Origin of the sequence: Brevibacterium aurantiacum (assembly GCF_003932995.1) — a bacterium.
Classification (GTDB): domain Bacteria; phylum Actinomycetota; class Actinomycetes; order Actinomycetales; family Brevibacteriaceae; genus Brevibacterium; species Brevibacterium aurantiacum.
In genome coordinates this window covers 515,406-539,631 of the sequence record NZ_CP025333.1, presented here as the reverse complement: position 1 = coordinate 539,631, position 24,226 = coordinate 515,406, and the positions used below count along the sequence as shown (strand labels likewise).

At 54.4% G+C, this 24,226-nt stretch carries 16 protein-coding genes and 1 pseudogene; 2 read left to right on the top strand and 15 right to left on the bottom strand.

Annotated features, from left to right (window positions below):
- Positions 1-129: 129 nt before the first annotated feature.
- From CXR25_RS02400 to CXR25_RS19270, 11 genes and pseudogenes are all read right to left on the bottom strand, one after another.
- Positions 130-1,998, bottom strand: a complete 1,869-nt coding sequence (locus CXR25_RS02400) for an FAD-dependent oxidoreductase (RefSeq protein ID WP_164513931.1) — start codon at positions 1,996-1,998, stop codon at positions 130-132.
- Entirely contained in the window at positions 1,952-4,999 is a 3,048-nt protein-coding gene (locus CXR25_RS02395; protein WP_164513930.1) for a polysaccharide pyruvyl transferase family protein, read from the bottom strand. The genes CXR25_RS02400 and CXR25_RS02395 overlap by 47 nt, the downstream gene beginning before the upstream one ends.
- 23 nt (positions 5,000-5,022) lie before the next feature.
- Complete coding sequence (locus CXR25_RS02390) at positions 5,023-7,191, bottom strand: hypothetical protein (RefSeq protein WP_125240367.1); 2,169 nt, start codon at positions 7,189-7,191, stop codon at positions 5,023-5,025.
- A gap of 193 nt (positions 7,192-7,384) precedes the next feature.
- The gene (locus CXR25_RS02385; protein ID WP_125240366.1) at positions 7,385-8,263 is read right to left on the bottom strand and encodes a DUF6270 domain-containing protein; all 879 of its coding nucleotides are present in this window, start codon (positions 8,261-8,263) and stop codon (positions 7,385-7,387) included.
- A complete protein-coding gene (locus CXR25_RS02380; protein WP_125240365.1) occupies positions 8,260-9,531 on the bottom strand; it encodes an ABC transporter ATP-binding protein in 1,272 nt (423 codons plus the stop codon). The genes CXR25_RS02385 and CXR25_RS02380 overlap by 4 nt, the downstream gene beginning before the upstream one ends.
- Entirely contained in the window at positions 9,518-10,222 is a 705-nt protein-coding gene (locus CXR25_RS19275) for an ABC transporter permease (RefSeq protein ID WP_420836562.1), read from the bottom strand. The genes CXR25_RS02380 and CXR25_RS19275 overlap by 14 nt, the downstream gene beginning before the upstream one ends.
- Positions 10,223-10,398: 176 nt before the next feature.
- On the bottom strand, positions 10,399-11,862 hold the full coding sequence (locus CXR25_RS02370) for a glycosyltransferase family 4 protein (protein WP_241212408.1): 1,464 nt from the start codon (positions 11,860-11,862) through the stop codon (positions 10,399-10,401).
- Between the two features lie 278 nt (positions 11,863-12,140).
- Positions 12,141-13,400, bottom strand: coding sequence for a glycosyltransferase family 4 protein (locus CXR25_RS02365; RefSeq protein ID WP_164513927.1), 1,260 nt, complete (start codon positions 13,398-13,400; stop codon positions 12,141-12,143).
- On the bottom strand, positions 13,397-14,434 hold the full coding sequence (locus tag CXR25_RS02360) for an MraY family glycosyltransferase (protein ID WP_125240361.1): 1,038 nt from the start codon (positions 14,432-14,434) through the stop codon (positions 13,397-13,399). The genes CXR25_RS02365 and CXR25_RS02360 overlap by 4 nt, the downstream gene beginning before the upstream one ends.
- Positions 14,434-15,630 carry a polysaccharide biosynthesis protein gene (locus CXR25_RS02355; RefSeq protein WP_241212378.1) on the bottom strand — a complete coding sequence of 399 codons (1,197 nt, stop codon included), beginning with the start codon at positions 15,628-15,630 and terminating at the stop codon, positions 14,434-14,436. The genes CXR25_RS02360 and CXR25_RS02355 overlap by 1 nt, the downstream gene beginning before the upstream one ends.
- A gap of 54 nt (positions 15,631-15,684) precedes the next feature.
- Positions 15,685-16,071: pseudogene (locus tag CXR25_RS19270) on the bottom strand (nucleoside-diphosphate sugar epimerase/dehydratase); the annotation flags it as partial.
- A 788-nt stretch (positions 16,072-16,859) separates the two neighbouring features.
- Here CXR25_RS19270 and CXR25_RS02350 point away from each other — a divergent pair.
- Positions 16,860-18,503, top strand: a complete 1,644-nt coding sequence (locus tag CXR25_RS02350; RefSeq protein ID WP_241212376.1) for a glycosyltransferase family protein — start codon at positions 16,860-16,862, stop codon at positions 18,501-18,503.
- A gap of 20 nt (positions 18,504-18,523) precedes the next feature.
- Here the strand turns inward: CXR25_RS02350 and wecB are convergent, their stop codons facing one another.
- A complete protein-coding gene (gene wecB, locus CXR25_RS02345; protein WP_241212375.1) occupies positions 18,524-19,669 on the bottom strand; it encodes a non-hydrolyzing UDP-N-acetylglucosamine 2-epimerase in 1,146 nt (381 codons plus the stop codon).
- Positions 19,670-19,890: 221 nt separating this feature from the next.
- On the opposite strand from wecB, the gene wecC reads away from it, so the two are divergent.
- Positions 19,891-21,150 carry a UDP-N-acetyl-D-mannosamine dehydrogenase gene (gene wecC / locus CXR25_RS02340; protein ID WP_125240358.1) on the top strand — a complete coding sequence of 420 codons (1,260 nt, stop codon included), beginning with the start codon at positions 19,891-19,893 and terminating at the stop codon, positions 21,148-21,150.
- A gap of 84 nt (positions 21,151-21,234) precedes the next feature.
- On the opposite strand, the gene CXR25_RS02335 is transcribed toward wecC, so the two are convergent.
- The 3 genes from CXR25_RS02335 to CXR25_RS02325 all read right to left on the bottom strand — a co-directional run bounded on the left by CXR25_RS02335 (position 21,235) and on the right by CXR25_RS02325 (position 24,164).
- The gene (locus CXR25_RS02335; protein WP_125240357.1) at positions 21,235-22,038 is read right to left on the bottom strand and encodes an ABC transporter ATP-binding protein; all 804 of its coding nucleotides are present in this window, start codon (positions 22,036-22,038) and stop codon (positions 21,235-21,237) included.
- Positions 22,031-22,888, bottom strand: coding sequence for an ABC transporter permease (locus CXR25_RS02330; protein WP_125240356.1), 858 nt, complete (start codon positions 22,886-22,888; stop codon positions 22,031-22,033). Before CXR25_RS02330 ends, CXR25_RS02335 begins: the two co-directional genes overlap by 8 nt.
- Positions 22,889-22,958: 70 nt before the next feature.
- Positions 22,959-24,164 (bottom strand): FAD-dependent oxidoreductase, encoded by a 1,206-nt coding sequence (locus CXR25_RS02325; protein WP_125240355.1) that lies wholly within the window; start codon positions 24,162-24,164, stop codon positions 22,959-22,961.
- Positions 24,165-24,226 lie beyond the last annotated feature (62 nt).

Genomic DNA, 24,226 nt, shown 5'->3' with positions numbered 1-24,226 from the left:
GTTGCACAAACATTACAATCGGACCATAATCAGCGGAAATTGATTAATACAGCGAATCAACGTTCGACTAAACTTACTGCCACACACCCAACAAGCCGTCATCCCAGAAGCGGCAACCCCAGTCCCGCATCAGGCCGGAACATACTGATGCTTATCTAACGGAGGTATGCTCAGGCCCCTAACGCTACGAGCCAGCTCTTGACCAATCGATACCGCCGATAGCCTATCTACACGGAGAAGCTCTTCTTCGTTGGGCCGTTTGATAATTCTGGTTAAAGCCGCCCCCCGGGATACTGCTAATCCAATCCAAGGAAACTCAGGATCGAGACGGCCAACTTCGTCTAGTGCACGAGAAGCAGGAAGCGCTCCTCCCCTCGTGAGGCTAGCTTGGACTGCTAGAGATGGAACATCATCCGCCCGAACGTTTCGGCGAATACATATGCCCGCCAAGACACCTACCGCCTCACCAATTCCGAAGACAGTTGGATGCAGTCGAGCTGCACCGCTTGCGACCCTGGAAATTGAGATGTTCTTCTCCGCTAGTAACAAATTGGGATGGTCAACGTGAACCAGCGAGCCCAACGGTATACCGAATGGTCCCTCCCTCCATTTGGCTGGCTTATCACTTAAATGCTCGTCCAAGTCAGGCTCAAGATCTGACTCGTTTCGCCCCCCGTGAAGGTCAGGAGGATAAGTGCCGACGGCAACCGAATCAATATCCCAGCGAGCCATGCCTCGATTACTCATACGATAGATATCTTTTGCCGTGACGGTATATCGACCGACACCACGCCGTGATTCCCTCACATAGGGTTTCGGAGGAAAATATCTCAAAGTTGAATCAAACTCCCTCAATGAGTCAAATCGCCTCGGCCGGCTTACGCCTGCGTAGCCTTCATCTCGGGCGACACCCCATGGCTCACCACATTCCTGCTGCAAAAAATACAGAAGGGATAGGGTCTTCAAAGTCGCTTGCGAGTCTTCAAACTCACGTCGAATCGAGTCAATGAGGTACGAGGCGTTGACTGCATGATCGTTATGATAGTTGAGCGAAGTTCTGGTAATTTCCTCCCACTCAGATCCAACATATGGGTATGCACCTTCAGTCAGATCCGGCGTGGCCCGGTAACCCGCAAAACCCCTAGGACTATCTCTCTTACCGCTTGGGTCACTGGGAAAGTATTTAGCAAAAACTCTCCGGTATATAGAATAGTTTGGAGGTTCATTCAGTTTGAGTTCTTCCGGAAGACCACCCTCATAATATTGGATACTTGCCACCTGAGTGATGTCCTGAATACCGCAACGGTCAGGATCAACACCAGTGTAATCGCTACCGTCGTAAATCATACGACCCACGCGATGACGCACGCTCAAGGTTTCCAAAAGCGACCCATCTTCCGTGGCATCTACTACGATTTCGCACTCCAGAGGACCCCGTGAAGTTTGCAATACGGAGCCCTCTGACGAAATTTCGCCACTTGAAATGAGGGTACGCCGAAGAATTGACACCCCGGATTCCTTAGCCATTCGTGTTAAAACCAAATCGGTAATCACCGGATTACTGGCTAGCGATTGATCACGATATCGGCACGTATTTGAGTTGAGGCCCCGATTTCGATATTCAGCCTTCAAGCGATCAACAAATTCACCCCACAGGCCATAGTCGTGCAGCAACCTTTCATAACCAAACGTAATGTCAAAAGCGGCAACTCCGGATACTGTTGCCTGGCCACCCAACATGTGAGTCTCTTCCACAGCTATTGTTCGCACACCGCGTCGCGATGCAGCGACGGCTGCGGCAATTCCGGACAGGCCTCCGCCGACTACGACCAATTGGTAACGGCGATATTGATTGGCGGCGCCGTAATCCCAAGCGCCGAGCTGCTCCTTTGTGCAATGTTGCCTAGCGATCGGGTCTACGGGCCACTCAATAGCTACGTTTGTCATCTGATTACCAAAATTTCCACCATGGTCGAGACCTGGTTTCGCTCGAGACATGGTATGTACGATCTTCAACGGGCGGGCTGGGCTGTGCATCTGAGTCAGCTTCAACAATAGCGTCGGGTTCTTTGGTGGGCATCGAACGAACAACAGACTGGCTCGTTTCCGGATCGGAGGTCTCCGCATTTGCCGACAAGCGTTGCGAAGCGGCGTACGGACTCGAAGCTCCCCAGACCAGGTCATCAGACGGAACCCATGGTTGAACTCTTGCAGCTTCAACCGTAATCGCGGTTGCCTTGCCCCAGTTCCAGTTCTCACAATTCCTGAGAGCTTTTAACCTTATGACAAGTTCGAGGTCATCAACCTCGCCTTCAGCTTCCCCCGGCCTACTCGCCGCAATCCAAACGGAATTTCGAGGCTGCCAATCAGTCACATCTTGAACGAAGAGTGACTTTCCATCCGCGAGCACCTCGTAAGCCAGCCGCCCAGCGAACCGATGTTTCTCAGCGTATTTCTGCTTAATCCATAGCTCGACGCGGACACCAGGGTGGTCGCCAAACGGGACCTTGTAATGCCATTCGACGCAGTCCCCGGCCAAAGGCGCACGGACATCAAGCTGGAAGGTTGATCCGGTCATCCCTACCCGATGCAAATGTGGAACCTCTCGTGATTCGTCCAGGGTGTTCTTCGCAATAACGTTCGCAGATCCCAGCGAAAGGCTTTCATTCTCCGGCCAATGTTCTTTTGCTTTTTTAGCCTTCATCTGCCGGGGCGGCTCTTGCACCATAGATCCAACGTCAGGAAGTTTAAGATCAGCGGAGGCTAGATCAGCACACAAAGAGTCGAGAGAAGAATTTGCGATGGCCTCAAGTTCACATATTCGGCGTTCAACTTTGGGACCAACTTCAGGCATGTCGAGCGCGACATTGAGTTTCTCTATCAGAACGGATGCTTCCACGGGCATTGGCACTATCGCGTCACTACGCCCCAATTGAGTAAAATGGCCGAGCAACTTGGGATCGTACGCAATACCTACCGGACTCTTCCCTAGCCTATGGGCGAACAAATTCAAATGAAGTCTCATTGAGACGATCGTCCGCGCATTCCTTAGTGCTGCAATAAACACCTCATACGGAACATTCTGAGGCAGAATCGAAAACGCCGCCCGCGTGTCTCCAACCCACGTGTTCATTGTGGCTTCATCGATCGGTTGCATTGGAACGCCAAGAACATGAAGCCCATTAGCTGATGCAAATTCGAACACCATTTCCCGGATTACCTCGATCGAATGAGAGTCATTCTGAAACGGCCGAACATTTACAACGATGTACGGGTCTTCCGGTAGACCATCGGCGTCGACGTTGTCCGCCATGGACGGTAGCGGAAGCGTATATGCGACGTCCGGAGATAGCTGCGGAGTCGCCGACCACCCTGACGATAGATCTTTCAGGAGACTCACGGATGATTCATCCCGGACTATAACCGAATCAGCCAAACTACCTGTCAGCCGAATGGCCGCTTTGGCTGCCGTATCAACCAGCGGTCCCACACCCATGCCATAGACGTGGAATTGCCCTCCATGCGCCTTTACCATCAATGGCAACTGCGCCAAATGCGAAGGTGACATCGTAGCACCAGTAAAAATCCCGGCGACGCCCCCTGCTGCTTGAATTGTATAATCATGCCAAAGCCCACCGGGTCCTAGAATTAGCCCAGTAGCTTCCGAGGCGTAGCGATCCGATATCCACGGATCCGTACGCTTAAACGCCTGAATTCCTTGCTCCGCTTCCACCACCTGAGCATTGACCGCCGCCGCGATAACGTTCGCATCTGGAATATGATCGCGAATTCTCCTCGAAAGAGCTTCCAAAAGAATGTCATCACCGCGGTTACGGGCACCGTAATAGCCGCTGATAATGACGTTCCGAGGTCGAGAGTGCGAACGTTGGAACATGGCACCAAATCTAGATTTAGCTTCTACATCAAGAACAGTATCATCACCATAGAGAGAATTATCTATACGTTCGAAAAGTGCAAGCCACCGTTGTTCGTAAAGGTGTTCTGAAATCAGTCGCTGGAACCCCTTCCGTCGAACACGCTCCATTTCACTCGGATCGGCTAATAGTTGCTCAATACGGTCGCCCAAATCGTCAGCCGAGCTATATCCTATAATCTCTTCCCCATAGGAGAACAGATCCGCCATTTCATCAAACTGATTGGTAGCAAGAATAGCCCCAGCGCCGATCGTCTCAAATACGCCGCATTTTACGTTGGTGAAACCAGCCCGCGTGGCAGGGAAGTTCACATGAATCGAACCCTCTTTTGCGGCTTGCAACAGACGGTCACCCGCCACCGGTGTCGATCCCACAATGGGCCACCCCGAACCGTATGTTTTGACATTTACTCGTTCCGCCAACGGAACCATAACGGCATGTCTATCCGGGCGGCCTTCAGCGTGCCCGATACATATCGCATCGGCGCGCAATTCAGGTGAAGGCGCAACATCCCGTAAAATAAAACTTCGATCGATCCCAAACGGCATCATCACGGTGTTACTGTGGCCCTCTGCGAGATACCGCTTATACGACAGGGCGGCATTAGTCGTATGAATATCAAAGTTCGAAACATAGTCGATAACGGATTCTTGTACATCGGGGTCAGAAAGCGTTAGCCCGATCGTCATGATGCCGCGCGTCTTAAAATATTCAGACGCCGCCTCGTCGAGGACCATTCCGTTCGCGCAGAACACTATAATTTCCGGCTGGAATGACTCCAATATTTTCTCGATTGCATCGGGGACGAAGAACACTGGCCCGTAGCCGCCCTTCGCCCCGCTTGATCTATCGAGCGTGTTTCTATGAATCGCAGTATCGACCTTGAAGACAGCGTGCCCCAAAGATACTAATGATCTGTGAAGCGACGCGACTATTCCAGTAGCTCCTTGGAAAAAATGCCCGACGAAAACGATACGACGTTTATGCTTCGCCTCCAGCACCGCATTTCTCAATGCAACGCGCTGCTCCTCCACGCTTGGAACACCGTCAAAATCTACGTACATTCTGGAGTTCTCTTTCCGAACATTCATCTCTTATAGAACCTTTCGATTCCGTCACTTATACTGCGCGTCCCCCTAGACCAAGTCCGCACGACAGACGTCAGCTTACTCCTGACCCTTCTAGAGATCATTCGATAACCAGTCCTCCGGCTAGGTCGGACTTCGGATGTAGGCGAAGAACCGCGTGTAGAAGCCGGATCCCGGAGGATTGAAAGAAGCTTACCAGGCAAGTCGTACTCAGAAACATGCAGTTCGAACTGCTCTCGAGCCGACTTCATCAGGTGTGCATCATTCCTATACAGACTCAACTTGATTGATGTCTCGACCGCAGAACCAACTTCGGGAAGAAAATCGAATGGAACGATCCAGGAATCTTCGGAAACGTATCTGACAAATACTACTAGACCGGCCCCGGCATCGAGCGCCTGCCAGAACTTCAGGGGCAAACGCGGCTCACTTCCAGAGAGATCCGGAACAACGACCACGACATCTGGGTCCGTGTCTATATCGCACACGCAAAGTGCCGACTTCCGCAATGCTTCTTCATCACGCAACCAAGGTGAGGCCGTTTCGACGTCTTCCATACGATCGTAGACAATCGCGAGACGCGTTGTTAATGCTTCGGGTTTCCAGCTACCGAGATGTGCCCTTTTCTTGCTAACTGCACCCGGAAAAAGGTGTACGTTTCGATAACCCATTTCGTGCAGAGTTTCGAGAACCGGAAGGTGTGAAACCCCAATTGCGCTGAAGTCCTCGGCCTTTCTGGTCAACCGTCGAGAGACCCTCACAGAGTTGTCTATCAGCCCGAAAACCTTAGTCGAATCATCCACACGAACGCCATAGCCGTCGCCAACAATAACTACTAAATCAGGGGATATAGTCAGACCAAGTGATTCCAGATCAAATATCTTGATATAGTGATTCTGGTAGTCCGGAACCACCGGCAACGATGCATCGTAGGGATTGATATCGATGACTGCTGCGCCCGCCTCCAGCAACATCTCCTTGATTCGGGATAGCAATGTATCTGGCAGGGTCCATCCAGTGCCGACCAGTGCAACCTTGAGATTCCACTCGTGCGGGCCCGTCTGTTTAGCCACAGTTTGAGATGACGAGCCGATTTTGGCATCGGCATCGAAGCCCCCATCGAAACGTGAATCCAGGAAGGCCGTCGCGCGATCTTCTATGGTCCATCTGCTCCAGTTCGTATCGTTAATAAGATCAAGCAGGAAGAGCGCTCGTGACCTGGCCGAGTAGTGACTCTTTTGCCATGACGAGTTGGCGTTCGCAATCTGTGCTCGCTCGGCAACACTCGACTCCGAGCTCAGAGCCAATGCATCCATTGCGCTGCCGGCACAAACGAGATTAGGCAATAAGATTCTTGAATATTTCGTCCAATCTCTGCTGACGACCGGCATCCCCATTGCCATGGATTGGACTATCCGGCTCGGAACAGGGAACTCGGCAACTTGGCGAGTGGCGACTGACTCATACTCAGATCCTGCGTACGTCGCCATTTGCTGTGAAAATGTGAGCGAGAATTTCGACAGCCTGGCAACCGCTGCAAACTCCTCCTGGGTGTTTAAGAAGCCCAAGGACTTGATCAACTTCTCTTCAGGAGCCGTCTTCCCAAATATCGCAACAGAATCCCCCAGCCCGGCTAGGTAAGAGACTCGGTCAACTCTGGCGGCATCATGCATATTACCTAGAAAAAGGAAATCATATAACGGATCTGACGGCATATCCACGCGCGGATGCTCAATCTGATCAGTCCAAAAGGGAAATTCTATGCCGTTGGAGAGACCCAGTTCATCGCGATATACCTGCAGATTTCCGGGCCCTCCGGTGTGCAGAACTATGTCATAGTTGGGTGCACAATCAGAATATACCCCTGAAAAGTACACCGGGTCGTCCGAAAACCAAGCAATCGTCATCTGGCAAACGCTTTTCGCACGGTCCAGCAATGGCCGGGGAACGCTGGCGGGACGAAATGCAACAAATATGTCACTTCCTAGCCGCTCAAGCTTCTCTATTTGCTCCTCACAGCGCCGATATTCTTCAACTTTTAACGGATATTTAATTAGATGCGAAAATTTCCCCGTAGTATACACGTCGTGGCCAAGGTGGGCTAAGGAGCGTGCGAGTGATCGTTGCACGTGACTTTCTGCAATATCGTCATGAAACCAGAACCGCATTATCTTTAACCTCTTCGATATACTTCTCCCTGCGCCGATGCCTCAGTTTAATAATACCAAAACGTAGATCATGCGTCCGGAGTGTTCAGCAAAGTCTCGGGTCTTGCAATCGTATTCTCACTGACCGGACTCAGAAGTCTACAGGTGAATAGTAGCCACTCGCGACCTTTTATCTTTCATCATATGGATGCATCTAATGCGTTTTTTGAATGGATTCTATCCGATCTCTGATATCGGATGCTACAGATAAATAGTCCACGTCTCTATAGTGGAAAGGCTGAGGCCCCCAGCGGTGATTTTCTCCAATTTCTACCTCGCTCCTATCGCGAAATATCGTGTATCCCACGCTTCGGGAAGCAATCGACCGATATCGTTTGTAGCCCTTATTGGCACACTTAGCTCGGTAATAGTGCATCTCGGCGTCAGTTTTCTCAGGCGAGAAAATTCGGCTGAAATAGTCACCAAGCTTAATATCGTGCAATTGAACCCGCTTAAGTTCTCTTAGCCCGCGAAGAGTCTGCCTATACCTGCGTGCCATGCGCGAGATCACTTCGCTATTTGACCGCTTCGATCCCTCCATGTGATCTGCCCACTGAATGTCTAAAAGGATTGTACGTTCGAGTAGATCGCATTTGTGGAGCGCTCTGATAATTTTATTGAACCCCACCATCCAGTGTTTGAAATGCTCGTCGGTTCCAAATTCGACTAGTCGAGCGCCTTCGGCGCGAGCCGTGTTACAACCGCCTGCCGTTTCGACTTCTAAGGAGTTCGTCATGGTTGTCCCATCCGGCCAAAGCCAGAAGCCCCGTCGTTCATCAATAAGATCGATGAGGACTAGATCTAAACTAGCGGCCACGTCTAGTATCCTCGCAAGAGCGTCACCGGAGAGATCTCCTCGGACCATATCGACCTGAAACTTGGAAGCTAGTTCGCTAGTATCAAGCCCTGATGTGCCCCTTGGATTTACTTGGCTAGTCGCAGACTGACGAGCGACGTACACAAGCACTTTTGCATCATCCATGTATTCGCAGGTGTCACGGCTCACGCAGCTCCCGAAAATTGCAATCTTCATTTTCGGGCCTGTTCTTCACTTTGATCTTCACGGCTTCCATGCAATTGCTTTTGAGACTTCAAGCGCCTGTTCGTTAGGTCAGCCGCGGCCGTTGCCGAGTCACGTGGGTCTGCAGGTCGGAGCATTATTCGTTTGCTCCGGGGACTGAATCGTATCGGTGGAGGGTCGTCGTTGCGACGTTTGAAACTCTCCACTTCCCTTGCGGGTTTTGGCAACGAGGGGAACTGCACGTGGCTCTCCTTGGGCTCCAGCGCATCAGACCACTGTTTTAATGCTGCTTCTTCCGCTGCGCTGGGTTCCAGATCATCCTCGACTCGATCGGAGGTTCGGCCTCGAGTTGCGCGCTTTGAAGTAGATTGCAATCGCTTTCCCGGTTTGCGACGTGAAGCGTGACGCGGAATCGGGTTCCTGTGCAACTCCGGTTCCAACACGCTGATGGTGTCGTTGCTAGCACCACGCAATACATCGGCGAGTAACTTATCCGCCACTTCGCTTTCGTTCTTAGCAACATTCCAAGCCCACCAGCGGTACCTTTCAGCGACGGCCTCCGCTGGGCCATCCATTATGAGTTCACCACGGTGCATCCAAACTGCACGCGAACACATCTCTTGGATCACCTTGGCTGCATGGTTGACAAGAAAGACCGTGCCTGCGTCACTCAACATCTCACTCATAGCAGTCGAACTACGCTCGGAGAATGTAGCGTCACCCGTGGAAAGAGCTTCATCAATAAGTAGAATTTTAGGTCGAGCAGCCAGCGCAATGGCAAACCGCAGGCGAGACGACATTCCGGATGAGTATGTCTCCATTGGCCGATATATTGCCGAGCCAAGTGCAGAAAGTCCCACAACAAACTCATGCGCCTCCGCCGCCTCTTCCGGAGTGAGCCCCATCGCGAGACAGCCTAAACGTACATTCTCACTGCCTGACAGCGACTGTTGCAATGAAGCATGTACGCCGAGAAGAACCGGCTGATAGCGAGCCAGAATTCTTCCTCGATCGGGTTGTTCTACACCAGCGACTGTGCGCAAAAATGTGGACTTGCCCGACCCATTTGCGCCAACTATCCCGACCATTTCTCCTTCGTTGACCACGAGATTGACACCCCGTAGGGCCCGGACCGTTGTCCGTCCCTGTCTACCAAGGAACAAGTCACCTAACCGTTGGACACCACGAGAGCGAAATCTCGGATCGTTCGTGCCGACCGTGTATCTGACTTGGATGTTCTCTGCCACCACGTTTGGAACTGAGTATCTACGGTCGACCATAAGTTTCCTCTCCGCGCCAAAAGTAGATGAAACCCACGATCGCCAAACCTAACGACCATATTATTGCGATGTTCCACATGCTTATCGGCGAATCAACTCCGTACAACAGACAATTCCTTGCCAATGTCAGAAAAATGTACATGGGGTTGAACTGCATAATTTCTAACACTAGCGGGTAAGCACTCAATCTGTCATCAATCGAAAAGAATACCCCCGATCCGTACAACCAGAACCTGCTAAGAACCGAAGCCAGGTTAGAGAGATCTGGAATCTTATGACCAATTCTAGCCAGCAAGCAAGCTAGCCCCACGTTAAACACAGTCTGCAACCCTATTACTGGGAGCACAAGAACAACTCTCCAGGTAATTGTTTCTATCGGCGGTATGATTGCCAACATAATTACCATTACAGCCAACGACGGGACGAAGTCCAGAAAGTTTCGAATTACAGTTGAAATAGGAACTGCGGCCCGAGGAAATTGAAAGGCGCGTATCATTGAGGCGTTTGACCTGATCGCCCCCATTCCCCCGGTCATGGACCTGGCCGTAAATTGGAAGAAGAATACCCCGATTACTAGAAAACCTATGAAGTTTTCAACTCCGCGTGACGTTCCTAAAATGAGGCCAAATATCGCGTAAAAGGCCAGGACCGATAAAACCGGGTTCAAGAAGAGCCACGCATGCCCTAGCATATTTGAACGAGTCGAACCGCTCACCTTTGCCTTGGAATCTGCGAGGATGAAGTAGCGGCGCTCCCACAGACGCCTCAAGTAGCTTGGCAGCCTCGTCCGTCGTCCAACTGGTGATAGGCCATCCAATGGTACGGACTGCGCAGTAGTCAGCCCTAGTGGATTCTTCGAGTCATCATTCATTGACGTTGCGCCCCAGCCAGCGTTTTATACAGCTCGTCATATCTGACACCGATGTCCTTCCACTGTCTTTCTCTCAGAACGTACTTCCGACCTTCTTCACCCATGGTTAGCCTCGAATGTTTGTCGTTTCCCAGCTTTGCTAATTCTAAAGCCAAAGACTCGGGATCCTCCGCAGAAGTTGGTATGCCTGCCGACGCAGGGACCAGTTCTCGCAGTGCAGGCAGGTCGGAATATACCACTGGTCGCGCCAAGCCCATCGCCTCAATTGGCTTTATCGGTGTTACTAACCTACATACTGGGCGATCTTTCCGAGGTATAACGATCACATCCAGGCCCAACTGGAAATTGATCGCTTCTGCTTGAGGCTGGCGTCCTACGAATTTGGCGTTCTCACCGAGAGCTTTTGCGCGTTCGCGAAGTTCTGGCATTGCAACACCGTCACCAACGATGAGTAACCGCAGGTCGGAACCTTGAGTTCGAGCAATAGTTACTGCATCTATAAGATCGTCAAGACCTTCGTAACCGACGATAGAAGCGGCGGTTCCAACCCAAATTCCGTTTCTGGGCAATCCCAGCCGAGCTCGCATATCGGCCGCGGCGCATCTGGTATTCGCATTAATTACCGCGTCAGACACCGAGTTCGGTATAACAGTAATCGAGTCTGGCTCGACGCCATTCAAAACGAGATAGTTGCGCATAGTCTCTCCGAGCGTGACGACTGCGTCCGCGCTGTTGGCCACTTCAATTTCCTTGGCGCGCATAAGGGAGAAGCGTTGGCTATCGCGTCTGGCCTGTCTCTCCACTTTGTTGGCTCCAGCTGAGGCCCATGTTTCCTCAAGTACACCGCGAACTTCATAAACCCAGGGAAGGTTGATCGCTCGTGCGGCAGCGCCCGTTGCCAGGCCGTTCACGTAGTGGGTTGTCGTGTGAAGGACCTCGGCACCGTGCTTCTTCGCCTGGGCAGAAATCCAGGAAGCCTGTTCGCTCAATCTAGAGGTCGGCGTGGTCCCGGGAACTGTTGGGATGTGTCGAAGATAGTCGATACCGTCGACAGTCTCGACTTGTTTTAGGCTGAGTCGGCCTATGGTTACTGGATATGAGGGCCTAGTAGCAGCAATGACAGGATGCCCCGCATCCCGTAAAGTCCTGAGAACAAGATGGCTACGATAGGCGTATCCGGATCGCGTATGGGGAAGTGAGTTCGTCAGGACGTGTAACGACGATGTTTGAATACTAACGGTTTTGGATGTCCCCGTCGGTCGGGCGACGATGTGCTTGTCAGGCGTCGGCCACCACCCAGGTGAAAGTAACTCGCGTTCAGCAGCCAGCCGGGAGGCACGCCGGTTTCCCGGCAGTGCATCTATGGCTTCATCGATGTGGCCGGTGGTCCACAAGATTCGTGATCTAAGTGACTGACCTGAGTCGAGTAAATTAGCAATTCGGGACGCACTGTCGAGCATGCCTATGTTGAGCGCGATCTCCCCGAGGAGCCGGGAAGGGCGTTGTGCTTCTGCAGACAGAATGAGTTCTTTAGCTGTAGTCTCTTTCCCCATCAGCCACGCAGCTGCAGCGCCGGTTGAAGCGCCAGGGACTCGACTTAGCATCGAACCGACTGCTAGCGACGCTGGACTCGGTAACCTGCGCGCGAGTTGCATAGCGAAGAATACTCGATCTTCGCGCACGTGGTTAGCTGTAGTGACGATCGCGTTCGCGGCTTGTCTGGCGAGGAATCGTGGGTTCACCGGCTCACCAGCTCGAGAATTCGATCATACTCTCTGCCCATTACGTCAACTGACGCATTTTCGAAGACCCATTGTCGGCCTCGTTCATCGGGACTATCGATGCCCTGGACCAGCGCCTGCATGGAGGTGACTACCGAGTCAACATTGCCAGGTTGTGCGACAAGTCCCGCGCAATTCGACGTAATAATATCTGCAGCTTCACCAGAAACTATGCCCAATATTGGAATCTTTCGAACTAAAAGCGAATAGAGCTTGGAAGGAACAGTCCGGGCATGGGCAGGTACATCACCGAGACTTACAAGACCGGCATCTGCCCAGTCCCAATGTTGGGCAAGCTCAGCTCCGGTGATTTGTTCGAAAAATTCAACCGGCGAACCCAATGAGCTGGCCAGGGCCTGCAAGTTCGGTCGGTCGACCCCATCGCCTACGATGCGGAGCCAGACTCCCGGAACTCTAGCGGCAGCGATCACCGCGGAACTCAGATCTTGGGAACGGCCGACGGTACCGACATAAAGAAGGTTGACCCCATCTGACGCTGATGGCTTATCGTGCGGAGTCTGATCGATCTCCGACCTGCCGACGCCGCTACGGACTACTTCGGCGTTGATGCCCCGTCGTTGCAAGCATTGCCGAAAACTATCGGTCGTTACAACTACAGCACTCGCGCGCCGCTGGGCGCGGGTGAGTAGATTGGGCAATATTTTCTCCTCGAGGAATCCGGTGACGGTCCTGGGAAGATATCGACCCGCCGTGTTTGTCACAACTGACAGATCGCTAATGAGATCGGGCCAAACGTCTCGTACTTCAGCAACATGGGGAACGTTAAGCAGTCGGGCGACCGCGTCACCGGCGAAGAGATACGGCAGTGCGGGTGTCGTCGACACGATCACATCAGGAACAGCAAATCCATTCATGAGTCGCATAACAGCGCTGATCGCTCCAAGCGATGCCACGCTCTGATCAAGCAATTGTCTCGTCATGGTGGGCCCGCTATGTAAGTACGGCACGCGAATGATTCGCTCTCCAAACTCCCCGAAGTCCCAGGACCCTCCGAGCTTAGCTTCGACCCGTCGGCGACGGCGTCCGACCTTCGAGCGGAAAAACTCATCACGCCTCGAATGCGGATAATGCGGATGAGGAGCGGCAACAATAACCTGATGGCCCTGGTCTATGAAGTGTTTGACCAAGGTAGACCAGCGTCTCTGAGGTGCACCGACTTCGGGCCAGTAGTAATGGCTGAGTAGGAGGATTTTCATGCGTGCGACACCTCCTTGGAAGCTCTTCGGTTCAGCCACATCGGCAATAGCGCGTAGACGGCCAGGAGAAGGGCCCAGAACACATGAGACGGATAGGTTGCCGCAGTGTTTCCTGTGAGCAGGGTTGGTACAGCCAGAATAGAGGCGAGGACGCTCAGCGAAGCGTGGAAGAGCGAGACTTTTCCGTGCGACCAGCCGGCCTGTTGGATCCGTTGATAGATGTGCTGGCGGTGAGGAAGGAGGATGTTCTCTCCCTTGAACAGGCGCAGCACCAGGGTGAGCCCGACGTCGAAGAGGATGAAGATCATGGGTGCGATGATGACGACGATCGGCACACCGGTTACGAACATCCATACAGCGATGGCGAAGACCGCAGCACCGATGCCGTAACTTCCCGTATCACCCAAGAATGCCTTTGCGCGACCGAGATTGAATGGCAGGAATCCGGCCGCGGCTCCGGCCAACGCCAAAGACAGAAGCGCGACGTCGTTCTCATCTATGAAGTATCCGACAAAGGCGAACCAGGCACCAGTGACGATCGACCAGGTCGTGACATAGCCGTTGAGTCCGTCGACGAAATTAACCGCGTTGACCAGCGTGACACCGATGACGGCGAAGACGAGAACGTGGGCGATGCCGTGCGTGGAGAACAGCGCGATGCAAGCGCTGAAGACCACAGCGAGTACAGCTTGTCCGAGCAGACGGCCGACCGGCTGCAGCGAATCAAGGTCGTCGCTCATTCCGATTGCGGAATAGCACCAGGTCAGCACTAAAAATCCGATGGGGAGCATCATACTGCCAAGGCCGAATACGCCATGCTCGGTAACATTCCAGACCATCGCCAGTACCGTCGCCACGGTGATCCCGCAGCCGATGGCGACTCCCCCGCCGCGCACGGTTGCCTGTATATGGGATGAGCGGTGGGACGGCACATCGACGACGCCCGCCCGACGCAGCAGCGGAAAGGCGACGAGAGCGCTGACCGACGTGACAACGCCGGCCACGACGAAGATCACCAGCGACTGCAGATCCATCAGCTGGAGGTCCCGACGTCTTTAGCTCTATCACCAGAACCAGTGATCTCCGGATCCTTGCGCTCCAGCGACGGAGCAAGGACACCGGTGAGATCCACTTCGAGTTGTGTTCGCTGAGTGTAGACGCCTGCATCTCGAGAAGCATCGACGAGTCTTCTCAGCGCACCGAGGTCGATTGGGGTGATCGGCACCTGGGTGATGAGCGGATGAGTGGGACGGACGTCTTCTTCGCCTGGAGATAAGAGTGCCTCAGTCAGCTTCTCCCCTGGACGCAATCCGGTGTAGACGATTCGTGCGTCGGAACGCCCGCTGAGTGCGATGACACGTTTGGCAAGATCGCTGATCTTGATCGGTTCGCCCATATCGAGGACGAGCGTCTCACCGGGGCGACCGATGGCCGCCGCTTGAAGAACTAGTTCGCAGGCTTCATCTGCCGTCATGAAGTAGCGGGTGACTTCTGGATCTGTGACAGTGACCGGATCCCCGGCCGCGACCTGAGCGACGAAGGTCTCAAGCACCGATCCACGGGAGCCCAGCACATTGCCGAAACGCACGGACATGTATTTCCGGCCCGAATCCGCTGCCACCGAAGCGACTGCGCGTTCGATCGAGAATTTCGTGCGCCCGAGTACTGAGGTGGCTCCAGCGGCTTTGTCCGTAGATATGTGGACGAAGGATTCGACGTCGTTGGCCACCGCCGCGTCGAGCAGATCGAGGCTGGCACCGACATTGGTACGTACGGCTTGTTCCGGGAAGCGTTCAAGGAACGTTAAGTGCTTGAGCGCCGCTGCGTGGAAGATGATGTCGGGTTTGACCTCAGCTACGAGGGCATCGATGAAGGCGGTGTCCCGCAGGTCACCGAGCACGAGGTCCTCACTGGTCAGCAGTGCCGACCCCTCGAGTCCGAGCTGGGTGGCGTGCAGACCTGACTCGTCCCGGTCGGTCATGACGAGTCGTGCCGGGTCGAACCGGGCAACCTGTTTGCACAGCTGGGAGCCGATCGATCCGCCGGCTCCGGTGACGAGCACGACACGGTCAGTGATCGCAGACGAGATGTCCTCAACATTGGTCGTGATTGGCTGGCGTCCGACGAGGTCCTCAAGACTGACGTCTCGGAAATTGCGATGCCGGAGGTCGGCCACGTCGAGCGAGTCTGGTTCCGGTCGGGTGTAGTCGGAAACCGCGAGCTTCGGCATGATCTTGATTTCGACCGGACGGGAATCGAGGTTAGAGGCGATGCGTTGAAGGTCTTCCGGTGGCAGATCGGAGATCGCTATGATCACGACGCGGGCCCCAGTGCGGTCGACTTGGTCCGCGATGTTAGTTACGGAGCCAAGCACCCTAACGCCGTTGTATCGCAGGTGTCGCTTGATTGGATCGTCATCGAGTATGCCGATCGCTGCAAACTCGTTGCGTGGATCTTCGGCGATCATGTCCAGCGCAAGCATTCCCTGACTGCCCGCGCCAACGATGATCGTTGGCCTCGACGAGCTAGATGTGGAAAGCGTCCGATGACGGAGATTGCGTCTCACCCAGTTCTCCAGGCTCTTGACTACAATCATCATCGCTCCAGCGGCGATGGGTACGCTGGTCGGAATCAGCAGTTGACGAGCGAAAACGAATTCAGCGACCCACATGACTCCGATGCCAAGAGCGACAATTCCGGCAATTGCGGCGAACTGATCCGTCGAACCTCGACGATATCGGCCGCGATAAACGGCGAGGGGACCGCAGACGAGAAAGACGAGAAGCGCAATTCCTGAACACACGAACATGCCAAGGAAATTGACCAGGTCCATGTCAAAGTCGTATCGGACAACTGTCATGGCCACGACTAGGAAGCTAAAGATGATGCCGTCTGCCAGCGAGCGGACGATTGACATGATTCCCTTGGCCCACGGGGTGCGTGAAGGTATGGGCCTGGAGTTGCTTCCCACAATTCTCATTTCACTCGACGCACGCACCAGACTCGGTCCTGAAACCAGCACGTTCCAACTCTCTGATTGTACTATTGGCTCTGACAGGATTCTTACTTACAGCAGACCTGGCAGCATCAAGATTGGATTTCAATCGAAAAAGCATGGGCAACCACACCCGCAATAACGATCTGACCCATTGGAACTAGCTGCCTGTCGTTTTCGACCCTTTTCTAGACGCTACCGAGAGGAACGTAGGCTTGACTAGCTCGCCTTTTCGCACACTGAGGACTGCTCTTTGGCATTTTCGAGACGGCGGTGTCGAACAGGTGAAGATCTGGAACCAGCGGCGGCGATTGCCACAGCAGACTGCCGAATCCCCACATTCACTGGACACTCAGGGACTCTCTTACCCGCAGCTCACTGAGCTGTTCCCCAGAATGCCGGAATCCCACGCGGCGCCGACGTTCAGAGACCATCGAGTTGGAGTTATTCTTGATGATTTCTCTATGGAGAGCTTCAGCTTCGAATGGTCGACGGTAGCGCTCTCGAGATCAGGTTGGCACAATCAGTTGGATTCTCTGGACTTCGTCTTCATCGAGTCTGCTTGGAATGGGAACTCAGGCGAATGGCAGTATCAATTGACGGGCGAGTCTGGCTTGAAGCCTGACATCATCAACCTACTGGCTGAATGTAAGCGCCGCGGCGTCCCCACTGTGTTCTGGAATAAAGAGGACCCTCCGCACTTCGAGGATTTCCTCCCGCTGGCCGAACTTTGCGACGTCGTTTTCACCAGCGATTCGAGACTCGTCTCTCGTTACAAAGATGAACTGGGACATGACAATGTGGGGACGCTTTCATTCGCCGCCCAACCCGTCATCCACTCCCCCGTTCGACCGGCGAAGAACCATGCTGCCAGGGACATCGCGTTTGCCGGGATGTATTTCGCTCACAAGTTCCCCGAGCGCCGCGAGCAGATGAACTTACTGCTTGGAGCCGCCTCAAAAGTATCGGGACGAATGCAACATGGTCTCGAAATTTTCTCTCGCTTCCTCAATAATGACGAACGTTATCAATTTCCAGATGGTCTTGCTGATCACGTTGTGGGCTCTCTGCCGTACCGCAATCTCTTGACGGCATACAAAAACTACAAAGTGTTCCTAAATGTGAACTCGGTTGTCGATTCACCGAGCATGTGCGCTAGACGCATCTTTGAGATCACTGCGGCCGGTACCCCCGTCGTCACCACTCCCAGCGCAGCGACTAGAGAGTTCTTCCCTGTCGACGAAGTACCGCAGCCCGCGACACAGGAGGATGCAGAGTTGACTCTGCGAGCTTTCGTTCGCAGTCCCGAACTTCGCGACCGGACTGTGCACAAGGCACAACGACGTATCTGGCAAGAACACACCTACACACACCGGGCGATGGCGGTCATGGACTCTCTCGACATCGGCTATGTCGATCCGATACCTGCTTCGGTATCTGCAGTCGTCTCTACTAACCGGCCGAATCACCTCGCCGACATCCTCTCGACCCACGCCAAGCAAGTTCATCCCGACCGAGAACTCGTCTTGGTCACTCATGGATTCGATGCCCCTTCTGACATCAAAACACGAGCGAAGAACGAGGGAATCGACAACTTGGTGGTGATAACGGCGCCCAGCGATCTCACCCTGGGGACGTGCTTGAACTGGGGAATCAATGCGGCCAGCGGAGATGTCATTGCCAAGATGGATGACGATGACATCTACGGTGAAAACTATCTGTCAGACCAACTCGCCGCGTTGCGGTACTCGCACACCGATCTTGTAGGCAAACAGGCGCACTATCTTTATCTACGCGGTCGGAATATAGTTATGTGTCGTTTCCCCGAGCGCGAACATCGCTTCACGGAATTGGTCATGGGACCAACACTTATGGGACGTCGCGAGCTCTTCATCGACCACCCTTTTGCTGAACGAACCCTCGGCGAAGATACGGATCTCCAGCAACGTCTTATCGTTGCAGATGCCCGCATCTACTCCGCCGATCGGTTCAACTTCGTACAGGTCCGGGGTCATCACTCACACACGTGGTCAGTCGACGACGATCTACTTCTTGCTAACAGTGATGTGCATTCCTTTGGTTTTACACACGAACACTATTGCTTCTGAGCTATTTCCGAAGGATTCGGTCAGTTCTGAATGCTTAGAAGTTCGTTGAGGATATCGACGCTGCGGCCTGCCGAATGACCGTCGCCATAAGGATTAACAGCATTAGCCATGACACGGTATGCTTTCTCATCATCGAGCAACTTTGACACTTCCGAGACGATTCTCTCCGAGTTTGTGCCAATGAGCTTGACCGTTCCTGCGTCGACTGCTTCAGGACGTTCGGTGTTCTCTCGCAGCACGAGCACCGGCTTACCGAGGCTTGGCGCTTCCTCCTGAATGCCGCCAGAGTCAGTCAGTACGATATGTGAGCTCGCGATGAGGTGCGAGAACTCTCCGTACCCGACTGGCTCGATCGAAATGACGTTGTCTAGGTCTGCGATTTGCGGGGCGATAGACGTGCGAACCTTTGGGTTCTTATGAGCCGGCCACACGATCAGCAGGTCTGGGTATGCGGTGGCGAGCTGGCGCATCGCCTTGCCTATGTTGACCATGTTCTCGCCGAGATTCTCGCGCCTATGCGTCGTCACGAGAAGCACACGCCGTTTGTCGTTCTCGATATCTGCGATCTCAGGAACGGAAGATTCCACCGGACGCGCGACAGCCCAATGCAGAGCATCGATGACTGTGTTTCCAATGACATGAATATTTTCGTGTTTCACCCCATCGGCCAGCAGGTTGTTCCGAGAGACCATCGTCGGAGCTAGATGGACCCTGGCGATCTGGGAGACAATCTTGCGATTAGCTTCATCGGGGAATGGTGAGTTGATATCACCGCTACGAAGACCAGCCTCAAGGTGGACCACTGGAATCTCGCGATTGAAGGCGGCAATCGCGGCACCCATAACCGTGGTTGTATCCCCTTGGACGAGAACTGCATCTGGCTTGTGCTCTTCTAACACCGCGTCGATCTTCGTAATGACATTTCCGGCGATTCCGTTTAAGGTCTGGCCATGAGCCATGAGATTGAAGTCGACATCCGGAACAATATTGAAAACGTTGTTCACTTGATCAAGCATTTCGCGGTGCTGAGCAGTAACAACAACAAGAGGAATGAGCGTATCGTCAGCCTCGAGCGCTTTAACTACAGGAGCGACTTTAATGGCTTCGGGTCGGGTCCCGTAAACAACCATGATTTTTGGCCCCTGCTTCACAACGGGATTGCCCATCAAAACTCCTCAACACAAAGATTCCGCTTCCACGTTTATACTGCCCATGCTATAGCACTTCGGCCCTGGTTAATGCCCATTTGATGCGACTCGGAGGATCGTGCTTTCGTTGACAGATCGCTGCTCTCACTTGGCCCCCGCTGCAATTGTCGAGGGTAGCGTCTTCCAGTCTAGAATCAGCAGGTGTTGAAATATTCCTCAACGACTTGGAGCAGGTAAATATGAGGTCGGTTCGCGAGAATAAGCGTCCATCCGTTGCAGTGATCGGGCTTGGATACATTGGCTTACCCACTGCTACTGTTCTCGCAAGTTCAGGAGCAGACGTGGTGGGCGTGGATACCAACAACGAAACCGTCGCCCTAATCAATAGAGGGCAGGTACCGTTCGTTGAACCAGATTTGGCCACAGCCTTAGCCGGCACCGTCTCACAAGGTTTCTTGCGCGCGACTACTGAGACTCCACATGCAGAACACTACATCGTCGCCGTGCCCACCCCGTTTAAGCTAGGGCACATCCCGGACCTAACTTATATCGAAGCTGCGGCTAAACAGATTGCCCCGTTACTTCGAGGGAACGAAGTCATCGTCCTAGAGTCAACATCCCCTCCAGGAACCACGGAGTTCTTGGCCGATACTGTGCTCGACTCACGACCCGATTTAACACTAGAGCCAAATACAGCAGGATCGATCTATTTCGCCCATTGTCCTGAACGCGTCCTACCTGGCCGCATCATGATCGAGCTACGCACGAATGACCGCACCGTTGGAACACTAAATGGCGACGCCGGCGAACGCGCCCGCGACCTCTACCAGCTCTTCTGCGAGGGCGAGTTCCTCATGACCGATGCTCGCACTGCTGAGCTGTCTAAGCTGACGGAGAACGCCTACCGCGACGTCAATATCGCTTTCGCCAACGAACTGTCGATGATCGCCGATGGCCTCGACATCAACGTGTGGGAGCTCATCGAGCTTGCCAACCACCACCCCCGCGTCAACATTCTGCAGCCTGGCCCCGGAGTCGGCGGACACTGCATCGCTGTTGACCCGTGGTTCATTGTTGCAACCTCGCCCGAGGCCTCACCGCTGATCAGGACAGCTCGTGAAGTCAACGACTCCAAGCCAGGATTCGTCCTCGACAAACTGATCCCCCAGGCTAAGCGGATAAGCGGTGTGAAGATTGCCGCTCTGGGCCTGGCGTTCAAGCCCAACATCGACGACCTGAGGGAAAGCCCCGCACGTCAGATCGTCAACCGTCTCGCAGACGAACTCCCAGAGGCAACGATTCTGGCAGTCGAGCCGAACATTGATGAGCTTCCCTCTGAGCTGGAATCTCGTAGCAACGTCTCTCTCACAGCAACAGGAGAAGCCATCGAGGAAGCCGACATTGTCTTTCTCCTGGTTGACCACAACGAATTCGTCAACCTAGACCAATCGATTTTGGCGCAGAAGATCGTTCACGACACTCGCGGCGTATGGAACTGACAACCTGATCTCACCAGCGAAGCACTGAATGCGGTTGCGCGCCCGGTTCAAACAACCGGGCGCCCAACCGCATTCACACTAACGTCAGTCTTTCTGTGCCTTCGTGAAGGCCTGGTATTCCCTGATGACCTCGAGAGCAGGCCCGTCTGCACGCAGGACACCCTGCTCGATCCACAATGCACGATTGCAGGTGTCTCTGATCGTGCGCATCGAGTGCGAGACGAGGAAGACCGTACCGGCGTTCTCTCTGATCGCACGGATTCGCCCCTCGGACCGGTCGCGGAACTTCTTGTCACCGACGTTGAGCGCCTCATCGACGATGAGGATCTCGTGCTGGACAGAGGTCGCGATGGCGAACTTCAGCCTCTGGGACATGCCTGAGGAGTACGTTCGCATGGGCAGATCGATGAAATCGCGCAGTCCGGTGAACTCGACGATATCGTCGAACTTCTCCTCCACCTCGGCGCGGGTCAGACCAAGAGCCAGGGAACCGAGAACGATGTTGCGCGCACCGGAGAGGTCAGGGATCAACGCTGCTCCGACACCGAGGAGATTCGGCCTCGAGGTCGCGTAGATCGCACCCTCCGAGGTGGGCGTCAGGCCTGTGATCGAACGCATGAGCGTGGATTTACCGGAGCCGTTGCTGCCGATGATTCCGATGGATTCGTTTTTGTGGGCGACGAAGCTGACGCCCTTGAGGGCATGGACTTCTCGGAGCCCGCGCCGCTTCGTCATCACGTCTTTGCTGCCGAGCTTGAGCTTCTTGCCCGTCGCCAAGGTCTTGTAACGGACGTGGACGTCGTCGCAGACCACGACGGGCGGGTTGTTCCTCGTCACGTCAGGAAGACTGCCTGTATCGAACGTTTCCGGTTCTTCCGTCTCACTCATCGCGACCGAACCTTTCCTCGGCCTGCCAGAAGAACACGAAGCCGATGACGAAAATACCGAAAGCCCAGATGGCGAGGTGCCAGAAGTAGTCGTAGGGAATGACTCCGTCCTTCATCAAGATGCCACGAGCGATCGCCAGCACATTGTTCAGCGGCTGCCAGTCAGCGTAGGGCTGCAGCGCGGGATTGATCTTTTCGACCATGACCTTGAGGTCGAAGAAGACACCCGAGGTGTAGAAGATCATGCGCGAAATGAAGGGTGTGACCTGGGAAAGGTCACGGAAGTGGACGGTGGCCCGCGCGAAGATGAACGCTACGCCTTGGTTGAAGATCCAGAACAGGATGACCAGCGGGATGAAAAGGAACCAATCCCAGTCGGGCCGGGCACCGAACAATACGACCAACAGCGCCATGAAGATAAAGGTAGGGATGAAGTTGAGGAGATTCTGAAACACCGTGGCGATGGGCAGCACGATACGCGGGAACGGCAGGGATTGCACAAGGGATGCGTTCGAGATGATCGACTTCGCACCGCCGTTCATCGAGGTGTTGAAGAACTCGAGCACGAAGACGCCGATGACGACGAAGGGAGCGAAATCATCCGGGCGCGCAGTGGCGCCCTGCATGATGACACCGAAAACCGTGCCGTAGATGAGTGCTGAGAACGCCGGTCGCAGCAGCACCCAGAGCATGCCGAGACGGTTGCGTTCGTTCTCACTCTGCATCTTGTACTTAGCGAGAGTGAAGGTGAAGTCGCTGCGAGTGATCAGCTGCTTGATGTACTGGGGCAGTGATGGCCGCCCGCCGACTCTTTCGAGCCCATGCTCCTCAGCTAGCTTAGCCATATCCATGTACAGAAGTTTCTCTCGTCGGCGACTGGGGCGAACATCAGGAAGTCTACGTGATGAGGGTAGCCGATTCTCACAGTCGGCTATGAGCCTTGAAGTCGAAGTCGGGGTCCTCGATCTGAGCCCTCGTCGGAATGTTATTACCCGCTAGTACGCGACGAGCCGCGGCTTGCAGAGGAGGCCAGTTGAGCGTCTCGGCACCAACGAGCTGTGCGTCTGGGGCTGATCCGTCGAAATGGAAGACCTGGAATTTCTTGCCGCTGGGATCGTGCCTGATGAGCGTATCTGTGGCATCGGGGCTGGTCAGACCTGCAGTGAAGACTTTTTCTGGGCCTTGGAAACTCCAGTGCCACGGGATATCCGACCAGGGTTCGCCGGTGCCGCCGTCGTCGGAGCTGAGCAGTTCGGCAAGGTACCTGCCGTGGCTCTCAGCCACGGGCTCACATGCCCACGGGTGGTCGAGGGCGAAGGCTCCGTCGGTGATGAGTGCGCAATCACCCGCAGCCCAGACTCCGGCGTGAGATGTTGCCAATTTCTCATTCACCTCCCACGCCTCGGCGGGTCGAACGCCATCGATGGGAATCAGAGCCGGGCGAGCACCGACGCTGGTGACGAACAGGTTGTGAGTATCTGCCGGGATGTCGTCCGGGCTGCTGGTGTGGGCCACGAACTTCACACCGGCGTCTTTGTGCTTTTCAAACAGTGCCGTGCGCACGTGTGCTGAGAGCTGTTTCCGCAGAGGTTCATCACCGCGCAGATAGACGGTGGCCTCATGTCCGGCAGCGACCGCCGAGGTCGCCACTTCCATGCCTAAGTATCCGGAGCCGAGGACTCCGACGTTCAATGGTCCATCGGATTCGGCAACGAACTTTCGGATCCATTCAGCTTCGGTCAGGTTGTACACGGGCAGGGCGTCCGGGTATCCGGGGATCTCCGGTCGGTTCGCCTCCATGCCTGTGGCGAGAATGCAGTGGGTGAAGTCCAGGGTCTCCCCCGACGCCAGGTGAACGGTGCCGGCCTGCTGGGACTGGTCGGCCACCTCGGCGAGGGTGATCTCTGTGGCCTTGTCACGGACGAAGGTGATGAGGTCACTTGCCTCGAGATGGAAGGGCAGGTGGTACCTGGAGTCGTCGAAGAGGTGCTTCGACAGTGGGGGCCGTTCGCTGGTCTCCCCCGCGGCCGGATCGACGAGTGTGACCGCCTGACCGCGTTCGCTGAGCTCCCGGGCGGCGGTGATTCCGGCCAGCCCTGCACCGATGATGACGATCGTCTTTGCCATGTCTCCATGCTAGACCGCAAGCTGCGAAGTGTGGTGTGAGATGAGACGCGGCAGTGGTCAAC